Genomic DNA, 19,150 nt, shown 5'->3' with positions numbered 1-19,150 from the left:
CAAATCGCGACACCGTTTCGCCAAACATGTCGTGGCGCGGAATTTGCAGAGAAGGCCTGGACACACTTCCAATGTCGAGGCCAACATGCAGAATCTCTTCAAGAAGACGACGGTAACGATGGCCGTCTCGTCACTGCTCGCGCTGTACGGTTGCGGCTCGGTCGATGGACCGACGACCCCGCCGACGATCAAGCCGAGCACGTCCGGGACGAGCGGCACGTCGGGGACTTCGGGTACGTCGGGCGGCGGTTCGTCGGGGACTTCGGGTGGCGGTAGTTCGGGGACTTCGGGGTCGTCGGGGACTTCCGGCAGCTCGGGTACTTCCGGCACCTCGGGTACTTCCGGCACCTCGGGTACTTCCGGTACGTCGGGCACTTCCGGTACGTCGGGCACTTCCGGTACTTCGGGCACCTCCGGCACCTCGGGTACTTCCGGTACCTCGGGCACTTCTGGCACCTCGGGTACTTCCGGCACCTCGGGCACTTCCGGTACGTCGGGCACCTCCGGTACGTCGGGTACTTCCGGCACCTCGGGTACTTCCGGCACCTCGGGCACTTCCGGCACCTCGGGCACTTCCGGTACGTCGGGCACTTCCGGTACGTCGGGTACTTCCGGTACCTCGGGTACTTCCGGCACCTCGGGTACTTCCGGTACCTCGGGTACTTCCGGTACCTCGGGTACTTCCGGTACCTCGGGTACTTCCGGTACGTCGGGTACTTCCGGTACGTCGGGTACTTCCGGCACCTCGGGTACTTCCGGTACCTCGGGTACTTCCGGTACGTCGGGTACTTCCGGTACCTCGGGCACTTCTGGCACCTCGGGCACTTCCGGCACCTCGGGCACCTCCGGTACTTCGGGCACCTCCGGTACTTCGGGCACCTCCGGTACCTCGGGCACCTCCGGTACTTCGGGCACCTCCGGTACTTCGGGCACCTCCGGTACCTCGGGCACCTCCGGTACTTCGGGCACCTCCGGCACCTCGGGCACCTCCGGCACCTCGGGTACGTCCGGCACGTCGGGCACTTCCGGTACCTCGGGCACGTCCGGCACCTCAGGCACGTCCGGCACCGGCGTCACCCCGCTCGGCAACGTCCTCCAGAAATCCGGCAACCTCGTGACGGCGCTCGGCACGACGGTCGTCAACGGTGGCAGCCAGATCGGCGGCGTGCAGATCCCCGGCACGAACCCGACGACGGCCACCAGTGTCGGCAACGCGGTCGGCAGCCTCGGCAACGGCGTGCAGTCGCTCGGCAACGGCATCGCGGCCGGCCTCGGCTCGATCGGCGTGTCGGCGAACCCGCTCGGACCGACGCTCACGTCGACCACCGGCCTGCTGACGGGCGCCGGCGGCGCGGTCAACAACCTCGGCAATGCAGTGACGAGCCTCGGCACCGGTCCGCTGTCGCCGCTCGCGCCGGCGACGACCCTCGTCGGCAGCCTCGTCAACACGGTCGGCACCGCGGTCAACTCGACCGCCTCGGCGCTGAATACGGCGCTGAACAGCTCGCCGGTCCAGCAGCTCGAAACGCAGCTCGGCAAGGTGATCAACCCGATCACGAACACGCTGACCGGCGGCGTCACGACGCCCGGCGCGACGCAGACGCTCGGCGGCGTGACGCTGCTCGGCACCCCGCTCAACGGCCTGTTGAGCACGCTCGGCAACGGTCTCGCGCTTGCGGGCACGAAGGTCGGCGGCGCGACCGACAACCCGGTCGGCACGGGCCTCGGCGGCGTCGTGACGCAGCTCGGCAATACGGTGACGTCGACCGGCGGCCTCGTCCACGACAACAACGCGGGCAGCTCCAGCAGCGGCACGGGCGGCACCAACCCGCTCGCCCCGATCACCGGCCTGCTCGGCACGTTGACGGGCGGCCTCGGCGGCGGCAGCTCGAGCGGGTCGGGCGGCACCAGCGGCACGAGCGGCACCAGCAGCGGCGGCCCGCTCGCGCCGATCACCGGCCTGCTCGGCACGGTGACGGGCGCACTCGGCGGCCTCGGATCGGGCGGCACCAGCGGTACGGGCGGCACGAGCGGGACCGGCGGGACCAGCGGCACCGGTGGCGCAGGGCTCGGCGGTCTGCTCGCACCGGTCACCGGCCTCGTCAACTCGCTGACGCCGCTCGGTGCAAGCCTCACCGGCACCGTCACGACGCCGGGCGGCAACCTGTCCGGCACGCTCGGCGGCGTGCTGACGAGCGGCCCGGTCGGCACGCTCACGGGTGCGCTGGGCACGCCGGCCGGCTCGGCCGGCGCCACCGGCACGGTCAGCCCCGGCGGCGCAGCCGGCACCGTGACGACGCCGGGCGGCAGCGGCTCGGTGGTGACCGGCCTGACCGGCAGCACGGGCGGCGGCGCCGCAGGCGGCACCGGCAACCTGCTGTCGCCGGTGACCAACCTGCTCGGCGGTCTGCTGGGCGCCGGCACCAAGAAGTAAGCGGTAACGCATCACGTACCAGAACGACAGGCCAATGGCCGGGCACACATCGACAAACAGCCCGGCCGACGGCCGGCGTCACCCGCCAAGCGGGGGCGCCGGCCCTCATCCCTACGAGGATCCGATCATGAACTCCACGCTCGACGGCATCGTCGCTGCCCCGGACCGCCCACCCCGTTCCGCCACGCCGTTCCGCGCCGGCCTGCTCGGCATCACGGCCGGACTCTTCGCGCTGTGGACCACGCGCGACCACCCGGCCCTCGATGCGGCCACCCGCGCGGTCATCGCGAGCCTCGCGATCATCGGCACGATCGCGCTGCACGAACTCTTCATCTCGCGCGTCTACCTGCGCCCGAGCGCGGGGCTGTCGCGGCAGGCCGTCCGGCCGCTCGGCCTCGCGCGCGTCGCGACGCGGCTCGGCGCGCTGACGTCGATCTACGCGGGCATCGGCGCGATCTACTGGCTGCTGCCCGAATACCACGGCGCGTTCTACCTGCCGTTCTGGTCGCTGCTGCGCTCGCTCGCGCCGTACGTAATCGTCGCCGCGCCGTTCTACTTCGCGTGGATGGACCGCCACCAGCGCGAGACCGACGACGCGTACCTGCTGTGGGGCCGCTTCCTGTTTCGCCGCGAGCAGCCCGCGAGCTGGAAGCCGGTGCGCGAGATGCTGGCCGGCTGGGGCGTGAAGGCGTTCTTCCTGCCGCTGATGACCGTCTACCTGTCGAAGGATGCCGATCACCTGAGCGCGTCGCTCGCGAACGCGATGCACGCGCCGATGACGATCGCGACCTTCGTGTTCATGTACGACCTGTCGTTCACGATGGACCTGATGTTCGGCACCGTCGGCTACCTGTGCACGTTCCGCATCCTCGACAGCCACGTGCGCACCGTCGAGCCGACGACGCTCGGCTGGGTGGCCGCGCTGATCTGCTACCAGCCGTTCTGGTCGCTGATCTCGAACAACTACATCCGCTACGAAGGGTCGGTGTTCTGGGACAACTGGCTGCTGTCGGCGCCGACGCTGCGCGTGATCTGGGGCACGGTGATCATCCTGCTGCTGCTGACCTACGCGCTGTGCACGATCTCGTTCGGGCTGCGGTTCTCGAACCTCACCAACCGCGGGATCATCACGTCGGGCCCGTACCGCTTCACGAAGCACCCGGCGTACATCACGAAGAACCTGTCGTACTGGATGGTGTCGGTGCCGTTCGTCGAGCCGCTCGGCTGGCAGATCGGGCTCATGCACTGCGCGGGGCTCGTCGCGGTCAACCTGATCTACTACACGCGCGCGAAGACGGAAGAGCGTCACCTGATGCGCGATCCGGACTATCGCGCGTATGCCGAATGGATCGCGCAGCACGGCTTGTTCGCGCGGATCAGGCAGACGTTCGGCGGGCGGCAGGCGGTGTGACGGAGCGGCCGGGGCGGCCGCCATGCCGCTCCGGTCCCTCGCGTGGGTGTCGGATCGGTCGCGGACTTCGCATCCGCAACGACACTGTTGCACGCATGCTCTCCGGCGCTGGGCGATGCGCTTTCGCGTGGATCGCCCGAACGTTTGAGCGCCCCCATGCGGCCAATTGTCGCGAAACAGCGCGATTCTCCGCTTTTCGTCGCTTTTCTCCCCCAGTCCGATTGCCCGCCCCCGACGCGTCGCGTATGGTGCTGGCCGTCCGCGCACGATCCGTCGCCGGACCCCGACCGTCGTCCCGCACGACGGCCGTGCGGGCCGTGCCCGCCGCTCACCGTCTCCGCGACGCCGCCCGCCGGCGCCGCGCATTCATGAGGAAAGAGGCGTGATCCACAAAGTCCTGATCCTGTTCGCACTCTGCATCGCGGGCCTCGCCGCGATCGCCGCCGGTTTCCAGCACATCCCCAGCTGATGCGCGGCCCCGGCTCGCTTCGCCGAGCCCGGGGGCCGCTTCCCTTTCCGCTTCCCCGTTGCCATGCACTCCTTTCTCGATGCGCCCGAGACGGGCGCCTTTCGCCATGCGTATCGACGTACAGCATTCCCAGCACGACATCGACGACGAACTCGACACCCTTTATGAACGCCTCCACCAGCCGGGCCATCGCCTGCACGGCCTGCCGGGCGTCGCGCTCGGCCGCTCGGGCCTGGTCGTCCGCCATCGCGAAGCGGACGGTGAATACTTCCTGTATGTCGAGGATCTGGCCGCGCGCCAGCTCGCCGGCTACACGGTGTTCAACCGCCTGCCCGAAATCCCGCGCCGCGCGGACCGCTACCTGCGCGCGCCGCACACGCGGCTGCGCGGCTCGGCGCAACGCAAGGGCCTCGCGACGACGCTGTACCGCTGGGGGCTCGACGCGGGCCTGTGCCTGATCAGCGGCGCGCGCCAGTCGGTCGGCGCCGCGCGGTTGTGGACGGCGCTCGCGCAGCACTACCGGCACGGCTTCGTCGATGTCGAAGGCCGCGCGCTGCGCTATCTCGGCGATACCGTTGCCGACGACGTGCACGGTGCGCTGCATACGCGGCGGCTGTTGCTCGGGAGCGGCTGGGGCATCGGAGAATTCGCGCAGGCGGCCGGGATGAGCGACGCGGCCCGAACGCCGATGCGATAATCCGCCGAGCCCGCGCGACGCGCCGGCTCGACCCGCCAATCGAAACGCCCTGCGATGACCATCGATCCCCGAACCGACGTCGGCCGCCCGCTCGACATCGTCGCGCTGTGCGGCAGCCTGCGCGCGCAGTCGTACAACGCGGCACTCCTCGACGCAGCCGCGCTCGTTGCCCCGCACGGCATGCGCATCGCGCGCTTCGATCGTCTCGGCGCATTCCCGCTGTTCAATCCCGATGCCGAATACCCGACGCCCGCCGCGGTGCGCGACCTGATCGACCGCCTGAACGCGGCCGACGGCGTGCTGATCGCGAGCCCGGAATACGCGCACGGCATATCGGGCGTGATGAAGAATGCGCTGGACTGGGTCGTGGGATGCGAGGCCGTCGTGTACAAGCCGGTCGCGGTATTGAACGCGTCGCCGCGCGCGACGCATGCGGACGCGGCGCTGCGCGAAACGTTGTCGGTGATGTCGGCGCGCATCGTCGAGCCCGCCTCGATCGCGCTGCCGATTCTCGGAAGCCGGCTCGACGCGGCGGGCATCGCCGCGCATCCGCCGTTCGCATCGGCGCTCGTCGACGCATTGCACGCGCTGCGCGCGGCGATCGCCGAGTCGGCGCCAGGCCGCTAAGTACCCCGCACGCCTGACCCCTGGGGCGTCGCGTTATCGCGCCTTGGTGCGCGTCGTCTTTCTCGCCGGTTTGGCCGCCTTCGCACGCGGCGCTTCCTTCTCGGGCTGCGCGCCGCCGCCGGCGAGATCCTCGAGCCATGCGAGCGCATCGACGTACGACAGGAACTGCTGCAGATAGTCCGGCGACAGCTCGCGCATCGTCGCGAGCGAGCGGTGCACGAGGCTGTTCGAATTGAGCGGCCCGGCGTTGCGCGGCACCTGGTCGAGCGACTGGCGGTATTGCTGTTCCGTGCGGACTTTCGACCACATCGTGCGGAAGTAGTCGACCAGTTCGGGATCGAGCCCGCGCCGGTCCGCTTGCGGATCGCGCGCGAGCCCTTCGACGAGCGCGGCCAGCGCGCCGCGCGCGGGCCTGCTCGTCGCGGCTTGCCCCGTCTCGCGCGTGACTTCGGCATCGTCGTCGGCGCGCGCGACGAGCGCCGCAAACCCGTCGATCAGCGTCGCCAGCCGCGCGTCGAGCAGCGCGCGTGCCGCGCCGTCGGCCACGGCCGCGCGCCGTTCGAGCGCATCGATCCGGTGAAACCGCACGGGATCGAGCCGGTCGGCGCCCTGCTCGCGCCAGGCGTCGAGCGTCGCGCGCACCTGCGTCGCGTCGTCCGTCACTTTGCGTTGCCTCCGTTTGACGCCGACTTGCGCGGCACCGGCGCGATTTCCACGCGGCGGTTCTTCGCGCGGCCTTCATCGTCCGCATTCGAGCTGACCGGCTGTTCGGAACCGAACGCGGCCGCGAACACCGACGACGCCGGCACGCCGGCATCGATCAGCGCGCGCGTGACCGTCAACGCGCGCTTGGCCGACAGTTCCCAGTTGTCCGCGAACAGGCGGTTGCCGGCATGTACCTGCTGGTCGTCCGCGAAGCCGCTGACCATCAGGATCTCGTCACGGGTCTTCAGATAGGTGGCGAGCGGTACGGCCAGCGTCTTCAGCAAATCACGGCCCGCGGGCTGCAACTGGTCGGAGTTCAGCGCGAACAGCACGTTGCCGCTGATGCCGATGCGCCCGTTCACGAGCGTCACGCGGCCGGCCGCGAGCGGCCCGGCGAGCGCCTGTTCGAGCGACTTGCGCTGCTGCGCCTCGAGCTGGCGCGCGCGCACCGCTTCCTCGAGCTTCGACGTGAGCTGGAGCTGCATGCCGATCACGCCGACGAGGATCAGCACGAACGCGCCGAGCAGCACCGACATCAGGTCGGCGAACGCGGGCCATACCGGCGCCGATTGCGCGCCGCCGTCGATTTCGTCATGCATGCGTTACGCTCCGACAGGCGCTCGCCGGCCGGCGAGCTGCTGCAGGTCTTCGACGATCTGCTTCTGCGACATCACGCTCAGGTCGATCACTTCGCGCGCCTGCGCGACGTAGTATTCGAGCTGCTCGTCGCTGCGCGCGAGCGATTTCTCGAGCGCGGCCTCGATGCGCTGCAGATGGGTCAGCAGCTTGTCGTTCGATTCGCCGAACACCTGCACGGCCATCCCGAACGCGTCGCCGAGGCTCGCCACTTCCACGGCGCCGGCCGTGACCTGCGCGGCCACCGAATCGAGCTTGCGCGTTTCGGCCTCGACGGTGTCGTTGAAGCGCGCGCCGACGCGATCGAGCAGATCGGCCGACGTGCTGACGAGCGCGTCGATCGCGGCGCGCTGTTCGGTCGACGCGTGATTGACCGCGCCGAGCAGCGTCTCCAGCGTCGCGAGCAGGCGGCTGCGTTCCTCGAGCGTCGCGGTGTCGCGCACCATGCTGTCGGACAGGCGCTGGCGCAGCTCGGCGACGACGTCGGCCGCGGCCTTCGGCGCTTCCGACGCGGCCTGCACGAGCCGCGCGATTTCGTTGATCGTGTCGCTCGCGTGAACCTGCGCCTGTGCGGTGATGTCGCTCGCGGTGCGGGTCAGCGTGTCGCAGATGTCCTGCTGGCGCGCCGCGGCCTGCGCGCTCGTCTGCGCCCATTCGTCACGCAGCGCGGCGGCCATCGCGGCGAGCGAATCGTTCCACGCGGCGAGGCGGGCTTCGTCGCGCGCGGCCAGTTGCGATTGCAGGCCAGTGTGCGATTCGCGGATCGTCGTCAGCAGATCGTTCGAGCGTTGCTCGAACGTCGACGCCTGTGCGGCGAGATCGCGCGTCGTTTGCGCGAGGGCGTCGCAGATTTCCTGCTGGCGGCCGGCGCTGTGCACGCCTGCGCGCTGCCATTCATCGCCGAGCTTCGCGGCCATCGCGGCCAGCGAGTCGTTCCATGCGGACAGACGTTCTTCGTCGCGTGCAGCCAGTTGCGATTGCAGACCGGTGTGCGAATCGCGGATCGTCGTCAGCAGATCGTTCGAGCGTTGTTCGAACGTCGACGCCTGCGCGGCGAGGTCGCGCGTCGTTTGCGCGAGCGCGTCGCAGATTTCCTGCTGACGGCCGGCGCTGTGCACGCCTGCACGCTGCCATTCGTCGCCCAGCTTCGCGGCCATCGCGGCCAGCGAGTCGCTCCATGCGGACAGACGTTCTTCGTCGCGTGCAGCCAGTTGCGATTGCAGACCGGTGTGCGACTCGCGGATCGTCGTCAGCAGATCGGTCGAGCGTTGTTCGAATGTCGATGCCTGTGCCGCGAGGTCGCGCGTCGTTTGCGCGAGGGCGTCGCAGATTTCCTGCTGACGGCCGGCGCTGTGCACGCCAGCACGCTGCCATTCATCGCCCAGCTTCGCGGCCATCGCGGCCAGCGAATCGTTCCATGCGGACAGACGTGCTTCGTCGCGTGCAGCCAGTTGCGATTGCAGGCCGGTGTGCGACTCGCGGATCGTCGTCAGCAGATCGTTCGAGCGTTGTTCGAACGTCGACGCCTGTGCGGCGAGGTCGCGCGTCGTTTGCGCGAGCGCGTCGCAGATTTCCTGCTGACGGCCGGCGCTGTGCTCGCCCGCACGCTGCCATTCGTCGCCGAGCTTCGCGGCCATCGCAGCCAGCGAATCGTTCCATGCGGACAAGCGTGCTTCGTCGCGCGCGGCCAGTTGCGTCTGCAACCCTGCGTGCGACTCGCGCATCGCGGCGAGCGTCGCGGCCGAATGGCGCTCGAACGTCGCGGCGGCTTCGCCCAGCGCGCGCGCATGCTGGCCGGCCAGCGTCTCGCCGACCTGCTCCTGGCGCGCCAGCGCGTCGCGCCACGCGTCCGACAGGCGGCCTTCGGTCGATTCGAGGCGCGTCGCGACACCATCGAGCAGATCCGACGAACGCTGCGCGAACGTGTCGGTGAACTGGCCGAGCGTCGTCTGCAACTGCTGCGCGACGGCGTCGCCCGCGCGACGCTGTTCGTCGAGCGCGCGATTCCACACGGCCGTCACGTTGCCGGTGGTCTTCTCGAAGCCGTCCGTCAGCCCGTCGAGCTGACGCTGCACCGCGCCCGTCACGGTGTCGCGCAGCGCAGCCATCTCCTGCGCGAGCCCCGTCATCGTCGCGGCGACGACCGGCTGCAGCGCGGCGCCGGCCAGGCGCGCGCTTTCGGCGGCGCTCTCCTTCAGCGCGTCGCCGACGTTCGACGCCAGGCCCGCGTACGCCCGCTCGGTCCGGTCGAAAAACGCCTGCTGGCTTTCGAGCTGGCGATCGTGCAGCGCGGCGCTGCGCACCTCGAGCGTCGTCATCATCGTCTGCAGCCGGTCGACCAGCGCCGGCATCACGTCGGCCTGGCGCTGCAGCAGCCGGAACGATTCGTCGCGCTGGTGCGCGGACGAATGCACGCGCAGCGTCGTCGCGATCTTCGCGTCGAGCTGCTGGGCCGCATCGATCCGCTCGCGGCGCACGAGCGCGGACAGCAGCCCGAGCATCGCCGAGGTGGCCACACCGGCGATCGACGTGCCGAACGCGAACCCGAGCCCCTTCACCGGCGCGATCAGCGACGCGCGGATCGCATCGAGATCGGTCGCGCTCTCGAGCGCGGCGCCCGTGCCCTTCAGCGTGACGACCATCCCGAGCAGCGTGCCGAGCATCCCGAGCAACACCAGCAGGCCGACGAGGTAAGGCGTGAGCGCCGGGCCCGGCAGCGCGACGCGCGCGCCTTCGACCCGGGCGCGCACCGCGCCGCGCAGGCCCGGATGCAGCGTGTCGAGCCACGGGTCGAGCTTCGCGGGCGGCTCGGTCAGGCCGGCGACCGCGTGCGACAGCGTGGCGGTTGCCTGCCGGTAGCGCAGCAGTTCCCATGCGCCGGCGACGTAGCACGCGCCGATCAGCAGCGTGACGGCCGCCGCCAGCGGGTTCGACGCGACATAGCCGGCACCGATCCAGCCCACAGCGAGCAGACCGGCGACGAAGACAACGAGATCAAGGCGAATTCTGGACATAGCGTGTTGATTAGCAGGTGCGAAGGGCCGCGAGCAGCCCGTCTACCGTTTGAAACCGGACTTCGAGTTCGGCAAGCAGGATGCTTTGCATCTCGTCGCGAAACGTATCGAGCCATGCGCCGGGCACGATCGCCGCGACGGTCGGGGTGTCGGCCGCCGCCGCGCCTTCATCGGCCGCAGTGGCGGCATCGGACGCATCGGAACCGGCGGCCGCAGCAGCGGCGGATTCGGCGTCGGCCAGCGCCTGCCGCTCCGCGTCGCGCAACCGCGCGAAGCGCGTGCCGAGCAGTGCGGGCACGGCCGACAGCAGGCTGCGCTCGCGCGCGCCGAGCACGCGCTCCATGATCGTGTCGAGCGTCGCGAGCCGCGCCATCCCGGACGAGCGCGCGGCGAGCGCGACTCGCAGGCGGCCGCGCAACTGGCCGATCGCCGTTTCCATGTCCTGCTGCAGGGTCAGATAACGCTGGCGGAAGTCCGCGAAATCCGCCGTATCGGCCGCCGGAGGCGGCAGGTCGCTCGGCCGGCGCCGCGTGCGCGGCCGGTTGGCGGCCATGATCGCCTGCGCGAGGTCGTGGCGCACGCGCGCGCAGTCGCGCTCCGCGTCGTAGCCGCGCACGCCGGCCGCGACGCCCGGCGGGCTCGCGTTCAGCGCGGACGACAGCGTGATCGCGTCGGTCCAGCCGAGCCACTGGCTCAGCCGGTCGGACAGCGTTTGCCGGGATTCCGCGACGTCGGCATCGGCCAGGCGCGCGAGCAGCCGGACGAGCGTCGGACCGCTCAACGCCGGGCGCGGAGATGCTTGCACCATGCTGCAAACCGTCAAAAAAGGCAGCAGTTTACACGTCGTCGGCCGGTCGACCGCCAGAATCGGGGAAGCGGCGCGGTTCGGCGCGCCGGGTGACACACGCGAACGCCCGTCGCGCAAGGCTCGGCGTGGGATGGTGGCGGTCGGGAAACACGGTCGGCGGCGGCCGGCGAGCGGCCGCGCCATCGGGAAGCGATGCGTCGGCGGGCCGCCGACGCGTACTCGGGCGGGCGACCCGGCCGGTCTCGCCGGTTCGCGCCGACGGCCCGCGACGGCCATGACCGCCGCCGCGCGCGCCGACGCGGATCAGCAATGAAAGCGCTCAGATCCCCGCTTTCGGCGCATTCAGGATCAGCCGCAGCCCGAGCAGCGTGATCGCGCCGGCCGCGATGCGGTCGACCCACTTCTTCGCGCGCAGGTAGAGTTCGCGCGGCCGGCGCGTCGAGAAGCACAGCGCGACGAGCGTGTACCAGCCGAACTCGACCGCGAACACGAGCGGCGGCAGCACGAGATAGCACCACAGCGGCGGATGCTGCGGGAGCAGCGCCGCGAAGATGCTGCCGTACCAGATCGCCGTCTTCGGGTTGCTGAGCTGGGTCGTGAGGCCCGTCAGGAACGACTTGCGCGCGCTGCCGCCGGCCATCGCCTGCGGATCGTCCATCGCGATCGGCCGGTCGGCGCCGCGCCAGATCTTCGACGCCATGTAGATCAGGTAGGCGCCGCCCGCGACCTTGAGGCCCACATACAGCCATTCGACGGCCTGCAGCAGCGTGTACAGCCCGGCCAGCGCGACGCCGCCGAACACGATGCCGCCGATGCCCATGCCGAGCGCGGTGGCCAGCCCGTCGCGGCGCGACAGCCCGATCGAGTTGCGGGCCACCAGCACGAAGCTCGGGCCCGGAATCATCGCGCCGAGAAACAGCGCAGCCAGGATGGCGAGTACGGCAGCCGATGCGGTCATCGAAGTCTCCTTGGTCAGCGACGCCGCTGCGCCGGCGCCTGCGTGTCGTTTCCGACGGTCGAGCCGCTGATTCTGGCACGCTTCGCGCATCGCCGAAAGCGGCCGTGCGCTGCTATGCTGGCCCTCTTTCCCGTCATCACGCGCCACCCATGATCGAGATCCGCGCCGCCCGCTATCCCGACGATGCCGCCGCCGTCGAAGGGATCTTTCGCGAGTACGTCGCGAGCCCGACCGTCAGCCTTGAATTCCAGGACTACGAGCCCGAAATTGCCGCGCTGCCCGGGAAATACGCGGCGCCGCGCGGACGGCTGCTGCTCGCGTGGCGCGGCGAGCGCGTGGTCGGCTGCGCGGCGTTCCGCGAAATCGACCCGGCGACCTGCGAGATGAAGCGCGTGTACGTACGGCCCGAGGCGCGCGGGCTGAACGTCGGCCGCCAGCTCGTCGAACGGCTGCTGCACGACGCGAAGGCGGCCGGTTACGCGCGCATGTGCGTCGACGTGCTGCCCGAATTCGTCGCCGCCCGGCAACTGTATGCGTCGCTCGGCTTCACGCCCGCGCCGCCCGTCGCGTTCAATCCGGTGCCGGGCACGGACTTTCTCGGGCGCGATCTGTAACGCCGCGCGACTCCTCCCCTTTTCTCCTTTCGACCGGACCGCCCGCCATGCGCGCTCTTCGCCTTGCTGCCCTGCTGCTGCCGCTGCTCGCCGCGCTCCCGCTCGGCGCCCGCGCCGACAGCCTGCCGAAATCGATCGCCGCGCAACTGCCGGCCGGCTACCAGCCGTTGATCGCGCACGCCGGCCCCGATCTCGACAACGGGCGGCACAGCTTTCTGGTGGTCGTGCATCGCGCGGTCGATACGCGCGACCAGCCGTCGCCGCGCCCGCTGCTGATCTACGAGGAACAAGCCGACCACACGTACCGTCTCGCGGCCCGCAACGACCAGGCCGTGCTGCGCGCCAACGACGGCGGCCAATGCGATCCGTTCGATCCCGACGATGCGGGCGACAACGGCTTGGCGGTGAAGGGCCGCTATTTCACCGTGCAAAACGTCGTCGCGTGCGGGCAGCACTGGACCGACTACGTCACGTTCCGCTACGACCCGCGCACGCACGGCTGGCTCTTTTCGAGCCAGATCGTCACCGAATCGTTTCCGCTCGACGACCAGCCCGACCACGTCACCGTGACGCGCGCCGACGCGCACCGGCCGGTGTCGTTCGGGCAGTGGACGCGCAAGGACTAGACGCCGCCCGCGGCAGTGCCGTTTTTCAATACGACGCGTCGTCCGGGCGCCGCTCGCGGCCCCCGGCCAACCGGTCTACCATAGGCGCTCGTCGCCCGCGGGCGACCGCCGGCACGGCATGCGGCTTGCGCCCGCCCCTTTCCTCGTTGCACCCGCACAGGAGGACGTCATGACGCAACACTTCGATGCGATCGTCATCGGCACCGGCCAGGCCGGGCCGCCGCTCGCCGCGCGCCTCGCCGGCGCCGGAATGAAAGTCGCGATCGTCGAGCGCGGCCGCTTCGGCGGCACTTGCGTAAACACCGGCTGCATCCCGACCAAGACGCTGATCGCGAGCGCATACGCCGCGCAGCTCGCACGGCGCGCCGGCGAGTACGGCGTGTCGGTCGGCGGCCCCGTCACCGTCGACATGAAAGCCGTGAAGGCGCGCAAGGACCAGATTTCCGGCCGCTCGAACCACGGCGTCGAGCAATGGGTACGCGGCCTCGACAACACGACCGTCTTTCAGGGTCATGCCCGGTTCGAACGCCCGAACGCGGTGCGCGTGGGCGATGACGTACTCGAAGCCGAACGCATCTTCATCAACGTCGGCGGACGCGCGCAGGTGCCCGCGATGCCGGGCCTCGACTCGGTGCCGTACCTGACCAACTCGACGATGATGGACGTCGACTTCCTGCCCGATCATCTGGTGATCGTCGGCGGCAGCTACGTCGGGCTCGAATTCGGCCAGATGTACCGGCGCTTCGGCTCCAGGGTCACGATCATCGAGAAAGGCTCGCGCCTGATCCGCCGCGAGGACGAAGACGTCTCGCAGGCCGTGCGCGAGATCCTCGAAAAGGAAGGGATCGACGTGCAGCTCGACGCGAACTGCCTGAGCGCGCGCCGCGACGGCGACGGCATCGTGGTCGGCCTCGACTGCGCGGGCGGCGGCCGCGAGGTCGCGGGCTCGCACCTGCTGCTCGCGGTCGGGCGCGTGCCGAACACCGACGATCTCGGGCTCGACCGCGCGGGCGTCGACACCGACGCGCGCGGCTACATCACCGTCGACGACCAGTTGCGCACCAACGTGCCCGGCATCTGGGCGCTCGGCGACTGCAACGGGCGCGGCGCGTTCACGCACACTTCGTACAACGACTACGAGATCGTCGCGGCCAACCTGCTCGACGACGATCCGCGCAAGGTGTCCGACCGGATCATGGCCTACGCGATGTACATCGACCCGCCGCTCGGCCGCGTCGGGATGACGCTCGCGGAAGCGAAGCAGACGGGCCGCCGGCTGCTGGTCGGCACGCGCCCGATGACGCGTGTCGGCCGGGCGGTCGAGAAGGGCGAAAGCCAGGGCTTCATGAAGGTGATCGTCGACGCGGACAGCCATGCGATCCTCGGCGCGTCGATCCTCGGCGTGACCGGCGACGAAGTCGTGCACGGGATCCTCGACGTGATGACCGCCGGCGCGCCGTACACGACGATCAGCCGCGCGATGCATATCCACCCGACCGTGTCGGAGCTGGTGCCGACGCTGCTGCAGGATCTGCATCCGGTCGAATGACGCGCCGCAGGCGGGCGGCCGCGCACCGGGCGCCGGCGGTGTGCGAAGATGGCCGCTCGCCACGCCATCCGGGAACGCCATGGACCGTCTGCAAACGATGCAGATCTACGTACAGATCGTCGAACGCGGCAACTTCACGCAGGCCGCCGACGCGCTGCAGCTGCATCGGCCGGCCGTCACCAAAGCCGTGCAGCAGCTCGAACAGGAGCTCGGCGTGCGGCTGCTGAACCGCAGCACGCGCCGCGTCAGCGTGACGGCCGAAGGCGAGGCATTCCATGCGCGCTGCGTGCAGTTGCTCGGCAGCATCGACGATGCGTTCGCGTCGTTCCCGAAGCAACGCGCGGTGCCGAAGGGCCGGCTGCGGATCGACGTCGCCCTCGCGCTCGCGAAGACGGTCGTGATTCCGGCGCTGCCCGACTTCCAGCAGCGCTATCCGCAGATCGAGCTCGTGCTCGGCGCGAGCGATCAGCCGGCCGACCTGATCGGCGAAGGCATCGACTGCGTGGTGCGGGTCGGGACGCTGAAGGACTCGAGCATGGTCGCCCGCACCGTCGGCGCGGTGCCGATGGCCACATGCGCGTCGCCGGCCTATATCGCGCGCCACGGCTTGCCGCGTACGCTCGACGATCTGCGGATGCACCGCGCGGTCAACTTCTTCACCGGCCGCAACCGCCGCGTGCTCGAATGGACGTTCCGCCCGCACGGCGAAACCGTCGCGGTGAAGCTCGCGAGCAGCCTGCTCACCGACAACTCGGAAGCGCTGCTGTCGTGCGGGCTCGCGGGCCTCGGCATCGTGCACGCGTTGCGGCCCGCGCTGCAGCCGAGCATCGACTCGGGCCAGCTGGTCGAGCTGCTGCCCGGCGTGCCGGCCGTGCCGAAGCCGGTGTCGGTGCTGTACCCGAACCGCGCGCATCTGCCCGACAAGGTGCGCGCGTTCATCGACTGGCTGACCGAGCTGTTCGCACGGCGTTATCCGGCGTAGCACGGGTTCGCGTCGATTGTTATTCGTCAAATAACAATCAATGATCCGGCCGCGCGTTTATCCGGTGCGGGCGCCCGCCTACGATGCGGTTTCATCGACACCCGTTCATCGAAGGAGCGCTCCATGACCCGCATCGTCCGTTTCCACCGCATCGGCGGCCCCGAAGTCCTGCAGATCGACACCGTCGACGTGCCCGCGCCGGGCCCCGACGACATCCAGCTGCGCGTGAAGGCGATCGGCGTCAATCGCGCGGAAGTCATGTTCCGCAGCGGCGAATACACGTTCATGCCGCGCTTGCCGGCATCGCTCGGCTACGAGGCGTCGGGTATCGTCGCGGCGGTCGGCCGCAACGTGACGGCATTCGCGGAAGGCGACGCGGTGAGCGTCGTGCCGGCGTTCTCGTTCGCCGACTACGGGATGTACGGCGAGGTGGTCAACGTGCCCGCGCATGCGGTCGTCAAGCATCCGGACAGCCTGTCGTTCGAGGAGGCGGCCGCGACATGGATGATGTTCGTGACGGCCTACGGCGCGCTGATCGAACTCGGCGGGCTCGAGCGCGGCGACGCGGTGCTGATCGGCGCCGCGTCGAGCAGCGTCGGGCAGGCCGCGATCCAGGTCGCGAACCAGGTCGGCGCGGTGCCGATCGCGCTGACGCGCGGCGAATCGAAGCGCCAGGCGCTGCTCGACGCCGGCGCGCGGCACGTGATCGTCGGCAGCCCCGCCGACCTGCCGCGGCAGGTGGCGGAAATCACGGGCGGCGTCGGCGCGCGCCTCGCGTTCGATCCGGTCGGCGGCCCCGACGCGGCGAACCTGCTGCGCGCGCTGGCCACCCACGGCACGTTCTTCCAGTACGGCGCGCTCGATACGCGCAACATCCCGGTGCCGGTGATGGACCTGCTCGCGCGCCACCTGACGCTGCGCGGCTACGAGCTGTTCGAGATCACCGGCGATGCGCGGCGGCTCGAACGCGCGAAGCGCTTCATCGTCGACGGGCTCGCGGCCGGCACGCTGAAGCCGCGGATCGATCGCACGTTCGCGTTCGACGACATCGTGGACGCGCACCGCTACATGGAAGCCGGTGCGCAGGTCGGGAAGATCGTCGTCACGGTGTGAGCCGTTGTCCGAGCCGCACCCATGGCGAGCGGCGCGCGCCGCTCGTCAGCTTTCGAAATACCGCGGCCGGTCGATATCGGCCAGCAACTTCGGCTGCGTCGGCGCCCAGCCGAGCGATGCCCGCGTGCGCTCGCTGGTTGCGGGCGCATCCATCCCCGCAAATCTCGCGAACCAGCCGAAGTGCTCGCCGGCTTCCGCCGCCGACTTCGCGACGACCGGCACGTTCAGCCGCCGCCCGATCACCTCGGCGATCGCGCGGAACGGCACGCCCGTATCGTCGACCGCGTGATAGCGCGCGCCGGCTGCGCCGCGCTCGATCGCGAGCCGATACACGCGCGCCGCGTCGAGCCGGTGCACGGCCGGCCAGCGGTTCGCGCCGTCGCCGATGTACGCCGACACGCCCTTCTCCCTCGCGAACGCAATCAGGTGCGGCACGAACGCGTGATCGCCGTCGCCGTGCACGGACGGCGGCAGCCGCACGACCGACGCGTGCACGCCGCGCGCTTCGAGCGCGACCGCCGTCGCTTCGGACGCACGCGGATAATTTTCCGACACCGGCACGTGCGGATCGTCCTCCGTCGCCGCGCGGCCGGGCGCGACGAGCGCAAGGCCCGACGTGACGATCAGCGGCCGCGCCGAGCCGACGAGCGCCGCACCGATCGTCTCGATCGCGCGGCGGTCGAGTTCGCAGTTCTGCGCAAAACGCGAGAAGTCGTGATTGAATCCCGTGTGGATCACCGCATCGGCGGCTTCGGCGCCGCGCGTCAGGCTGTCGAGATCCTCCAGCGACCCGCGATGGACGTCGGCGCCGGCCGCGGCAACCGACGCCGCGGCCGCGTCGGAGCGCGCGAGCCCCAGCACCGAGTGGCCGGCGGCCACGAGTTCGGCCACGACGGCCGAGCCGACGAAGCCCGATGCTCCCGTAACAAAGACACGCATGTTCAGCACCTCCGGATGAAATGGAGGCTTACTATCTGTCGAGCGCCGCTCGCGGTGAAGTCGTGACGGTTTACCGGTAAACGAACTAACAGGATATGGCTGACGCCCCCGACAACCTGCTCGGCGCGTACCTGCGGGACCGCCGCAAAAAACTCGACCCGGCCGCGCTCGGGCTGCCGGCGACGCGCCGCCGCACGCCGGGCCTGCGGCGCGAGGAAGTCGCGCAGCGCGCGCACGTGAGCGTCGCGTGGTACACGTGGCTCGAACAGGGGCGCGGCGGCGCGCCGTCGGCCGACGTGCTCGACCGGCTCGCCCGCGCGCTGATGCTCAACGAGGCCGAACGCGAGCACCTGTTCCTGATCGGCCTCGGCCATCCGCCCGAGGTACGCTATCACGCGCCGGCCGGCGTGACGCCGCGCCTGCAGCACGTGCTCGATTCGCTCGACGCGAGCCCCGCGATCATCCGCACCGCGACGTGGGACGTCGCCGCGTGGAACGACGCGGCGGCCGCGACGCTCACCGACTATGCGACGCTCCCGCCGGCCGCGCGCAACATCCTGCGGCTGATCTTCGTCGACGCGGGCGTGCGCCATGCCCAGTCGGACTGGGAGCGCGTCGCGCGGTTCGCGGTTGGCGGGTTTCGTGCGGACGTCGCGCGCAGCGGCGCGACGCAGGCCGTGCAGGCGTTCGTCGACGAGATGCGCGCGACCAGCGCCGAATTCGACGCGATGTGGCGCGACCACGATATCCGTACGCACGAAGAAGCCACGAAGGAGATCCGCCATCCTCGAGCCGGCCGGATCGCGCTCGAACATTCGACGTTCTCGGTTACCGGCCGCCCGGACCTGAGCCTCGTGATCTTCACGCCGGCGACGCCGGCCGACCGCGCGCGGATCAGGGAACTCGTCGCGGTGCGCGAACGGGCCCGCGCAACACAGGCGCCGGCTGCGTGACCTCACTCGCTTTCCCGGGAGCCTGATTCAGGACGACACGTATCGGCGGATCACGAGGCAGACCTCGTCGTTCGATATCCACCACTGACGAACGCGCGCGAAAAACGTAAAGGGGCGTCGCGCACGCATGCGCGACGCCCCTTTGTTCGTTCACGGAAAAGCGCCGGCTACGCGGCGCGCTGCAGCAGGTCCGTGGCGAACGACTTCGCGTGCGCGACGGCTTCCTGCGCGTCGCCGAATACGCCTAACTGATCCCAGTGCTCCTCGGCCGCGTAGGTGCCTTTCACGGCGAGCGCCCGCTGGACGCTCAACTGCGCCGCGTATCGGCCGTCGTCCAGCGGCCTGGCCGTCGCGACCACCTTGTGCGGCGGGCTCGCCCGCTCGGGCTGAACCAGCTCGACAGGGCCGCTGAGCGTGCCGATGTTCATCAACTCGTTTCTGGTGTTGCAGTCCGGGCAGTAGAAGCACCAGCCGGCGCCCTCCTGATGGTGCCTGACCTGCCCGCGAGCCAGCACGGCACGACATTCAACGTTTTCGCAGATGAACGGCATCGCAGTCTCCGGAGTTGTTTGACGGAAATCCTAGCATGTCCGACGGCGGTCAACCATCGGCATC

General features: G+C 70.1%; 18 protein-coding genes. 11 read left to right on the top strand and 7 right to left on the bottom strand.

The window, feature by feature from the left end:
* Positions 1-85 precede the first annotated feature (85 nt).
* The 4 genes from KU887_RS28915 to KU887_RS28900 all read left to right on the top strand — a co-directional run bounded on the left by KU887_RS28915 (position 86) and on the right by KU887_RS28900 (position 5,638).
* A complete protein-coding gene (locus KU887_RS28915; RefSeq protein ID WP_212143718.1) occupies positions 86-2,434 on the top strand; it encodes a collagen-like triple helix repeat-containing protein in 2,349 nt (782 codons plus the stop codon).
* 127 nt (positions 2,435-2,561) lie between these two features.
* Positions 2,562-3,845 carry an isoprenylcysteine carboxylmethyltransferase family protein gene (locus KU887_RS28910; protein ID WP_258256507.1) on the top strand — a complete coding sequence of 428 codons (1,284 nt, stop codon included), beginning with the start codon at positions 2,562-2,564 and terminating at the stop codon, positions 3,843-3,845.
* Between the two features lie 575 nt (positions 3,846-4,420).
* Positions 4,421-5,011: a hypothetical protein gene (locus KU887_RS28905; RefSeq protein WP_006485515.1), complete on the top strand. Its 591-nt coding sequence runs from the start codon at positions 4,421-4,423 to the stop codon at positions 5,009-5,011.
* A 54-nt stretch (positions 5,012-5,065) separates the two neighbouring features.
* Positions 5,066-5,638 (top strand): NADPH-dependent FMN reductase, encoded by a 573-nt coding sequence (locus tag KU887_RS28900; RefSeq protein WP_059722470.1) that lies wholly within the window; start codon positions 5,066-5,068, stop codon positions 5,636-5,638.
* A gap of 33 nt (positions 5,639-5,671) precedes the next feature.
* Here the strand turns inward: KU887_RS28900 and KU887_RS28895 are convergent, their stop codons facing one another.
* The 4 genes from KU887_RS28895 to KU887_RS28880 are packed head-to-tail and all read right to left on the bottom strand — an operon-like array spanning position 5,672 to position 10,801.
* Positions 5,672-6,301 carry a DUF2894 domain-containing protein gene (locus tag KU887_RS28895; RefSeq protein WP_124633537.1) on the bottom strand — a complete coding sequence of 210 codons (630 nt, stop codon included), beginning with the start codon at positions 6,299-6,301 and terminating at the stop codon, positions 5,672-5,674.
* On the bottom strand, positions 6,298-6,942 hold the full coding sequence (locus KU887_RS28890) for an OmpA family protein (protein WP_006491235.1): 645 nt from the start codon (positions 6,940-6,942) through the stop codon (positions 6,298-6,300). The genes KU887_RS28895 and KU887_RS28890 overlap by 4 nt, the downstream gene beginning before the upstream one ends.
* Positions 6,943-6,945: 3 nt before the next feature.
* Complete coding sequence (locus KU887_RS28885) at positions 6,946-9,993, bottom strand: DUF802 domain-containing protein (protein WP_258256505.1); 3,048 nt, start codon at positions 9,991-9,993, stop codon at positions 6,946-6,948.
* Positions 9,994-10,003: 10 nt separating this feature from the next.
* Positions 10,004-10,801, bottom strand: coding sequence for a DUF3348 domain-containing protein (locus KU887_RS28880; RefSeq protein ID WP_258256504.1), 798 nt, complete (start codon positions 10,799-10,801; stop codon positions 10,004-10,006).
* Between KU887_RS28880 and KU887_RS28875 the strand changes: the two genes are divergently transcribed.
* A complete protein-coding gene (locus KU887_RS28875) occupies positions 10,800-11,114 on the top strand; it encodes a hypothetical protein (protein ID WP_258256503.1) in 315 nt (104 codons plus the stop codon). The two genes, KU887_RS28880 and KU887_RS28875, sit on opposite strands and share 2 nt — an antisense overlap.
* Positions 11,115-11,120: 6 nt before the next feature.
* Here KU887_RS28875 and KU887_RS28870 read toward each other — a convergent pair whose 3' ends face one another.
* Positions 11,121-11,759, bottom strand: a complete 639-nt coding sequence (locus KU887_RS28870) for a LysE family translocator (protein WP_012493146.1) — start codon at positions 11,757-11,759, stop codon at positions 11,121-11,123.
* A gap of 149 nt (positions 11,760-11,908) precedes the next feature.
* Here KU887_RS28870 and KU887_RS28865 point away from each other — a divergent pair, with 149 nt between their 5' ends.
* The 5 genes from KU887_RS28865 to KU887_RS28845 all read left to right on the top strand — a co-directional run bounded on the left by KU887_RS28865 (position 11,909) and on the right by KU887_RS28845 (position 16,643).
* Positions 11,909-12,373: a GNAT family N-acetyltransferase gene (locus KU887_RS28865; RefSeq protein WP_006485921.1), complete on the top strand. Its 465-nt coding sequence runs from the start codon at positions 11,909-11,911 to the stop codon at positions 12,371-12,373.
* 47 nt (positions 12,374-12,420) lie between these two features.
* A complete protein-coding gene (locus KU887_RS28860; RefSeq protein WP_006485913.1) occupies positions 12,421-12,999 on the top strand; it encodes a hypothetical protein in 579 nt (192 codons plus the stop codon).
* A gap of 169 nt (positions 13,000-13,168) precedes the next feature.
* Positions 13,169-14,548, top strand: a complete 1,380-nt coding sequence (locus KU887_RS28855) for an FAD-containing oxidoreductase (RefSeq protein WP_006485924.1) — start codon at positions 13,169-13,171, stop codon at positions 14,546-14,548.
* Positions 14,549-14,627: 79 nt separating this feature from the next.
* The gene (locus KU887_RS28850; RefSeq protein ID WP_062885324.1) at positions 14,628-15,530 is read left to right on the top strand and encodes a LysR family transcriptional regulator; all 903 of its coding nucleotides are present in this window, start codon (positions 14,628-14,630) and stop codon (positions 15,528-15,530) included.
* A gap of 123 nt (positions 15,531-15,653) precedes the next feature.
* Positions 15,654-16,643: a zinc-dependent alcohol dehydrogenase family protein gene (locus KU887_RS28845; protein WP_200061612.1), complete on the top strand. Its 990-nt coding sequence runs from the start codon at positions 15,654-15,656 to the stop codon at positions 16,641-16,643.
* A gap of 45 nt (positions 16,644-16,688) precedes the next feature.
* On the opposite strand, the gene KU887_RS28840 is transcribed toward KU887_RS28845, so the two are convergent.
* A complete protein-coding gene (locus tag KU887_RS28840) occupies positions 16,689-17,582 on the bottom strand; it encodes an SDR family oxidoreductase (RefSeq protein WP_006485917.1) in 894 nt (297 codons plus the stop codon).
* Between the two features lie 95 nt (positions 17,583-17,677).
* Between KU887_RS28840 and KU887_RS28835 the strand changes: the two genes are divergently transcribed.
* Positions 17,678-18,535 (top strand): helix-turn-helix transcriptional regulator, encoded by an 858-nt coding sequence (locus KU887_RS28835; RefSeq protein ID WP_200061615.1) that lies wholly within the window; start codon positions 17,678-17,680, stop codon positions 18,533-18,535.
* A gap of 167 nt (positions 18,536-18,702) precedes the next feature.
* On the opposite strand, the gene KU887_RS28830 is transcribed toward KU887_RS28835, so the two are convergent.
* Entirely contained in the window at positions 18,703-19,086 is a 384-nt protein-coding gene (locus KU887_RS28830; RefSeq protein WP_011548356.1) for a hypothetical protein, read from the bottom strand.
* Positions 19,087-19,150: the final 64 nt, after the last annotated feature.

Origin of the sequence: Burkholderia sp. EMB26 (genome assembly GCF_024730645.1) — a bacterium.
Taxonomy (GTDB): domain Bacteria; phylum Pseudomonadota; class Gammaproteobacteria; order Burkholderiales; family Burkholderiaceae; genus Burkholderia; species Burkholderia cenocepacia.
Note: the sequence above shows the minus strand (reverse complement) of the source record. Positions and strands in the feature narration are given on the sequence as shown.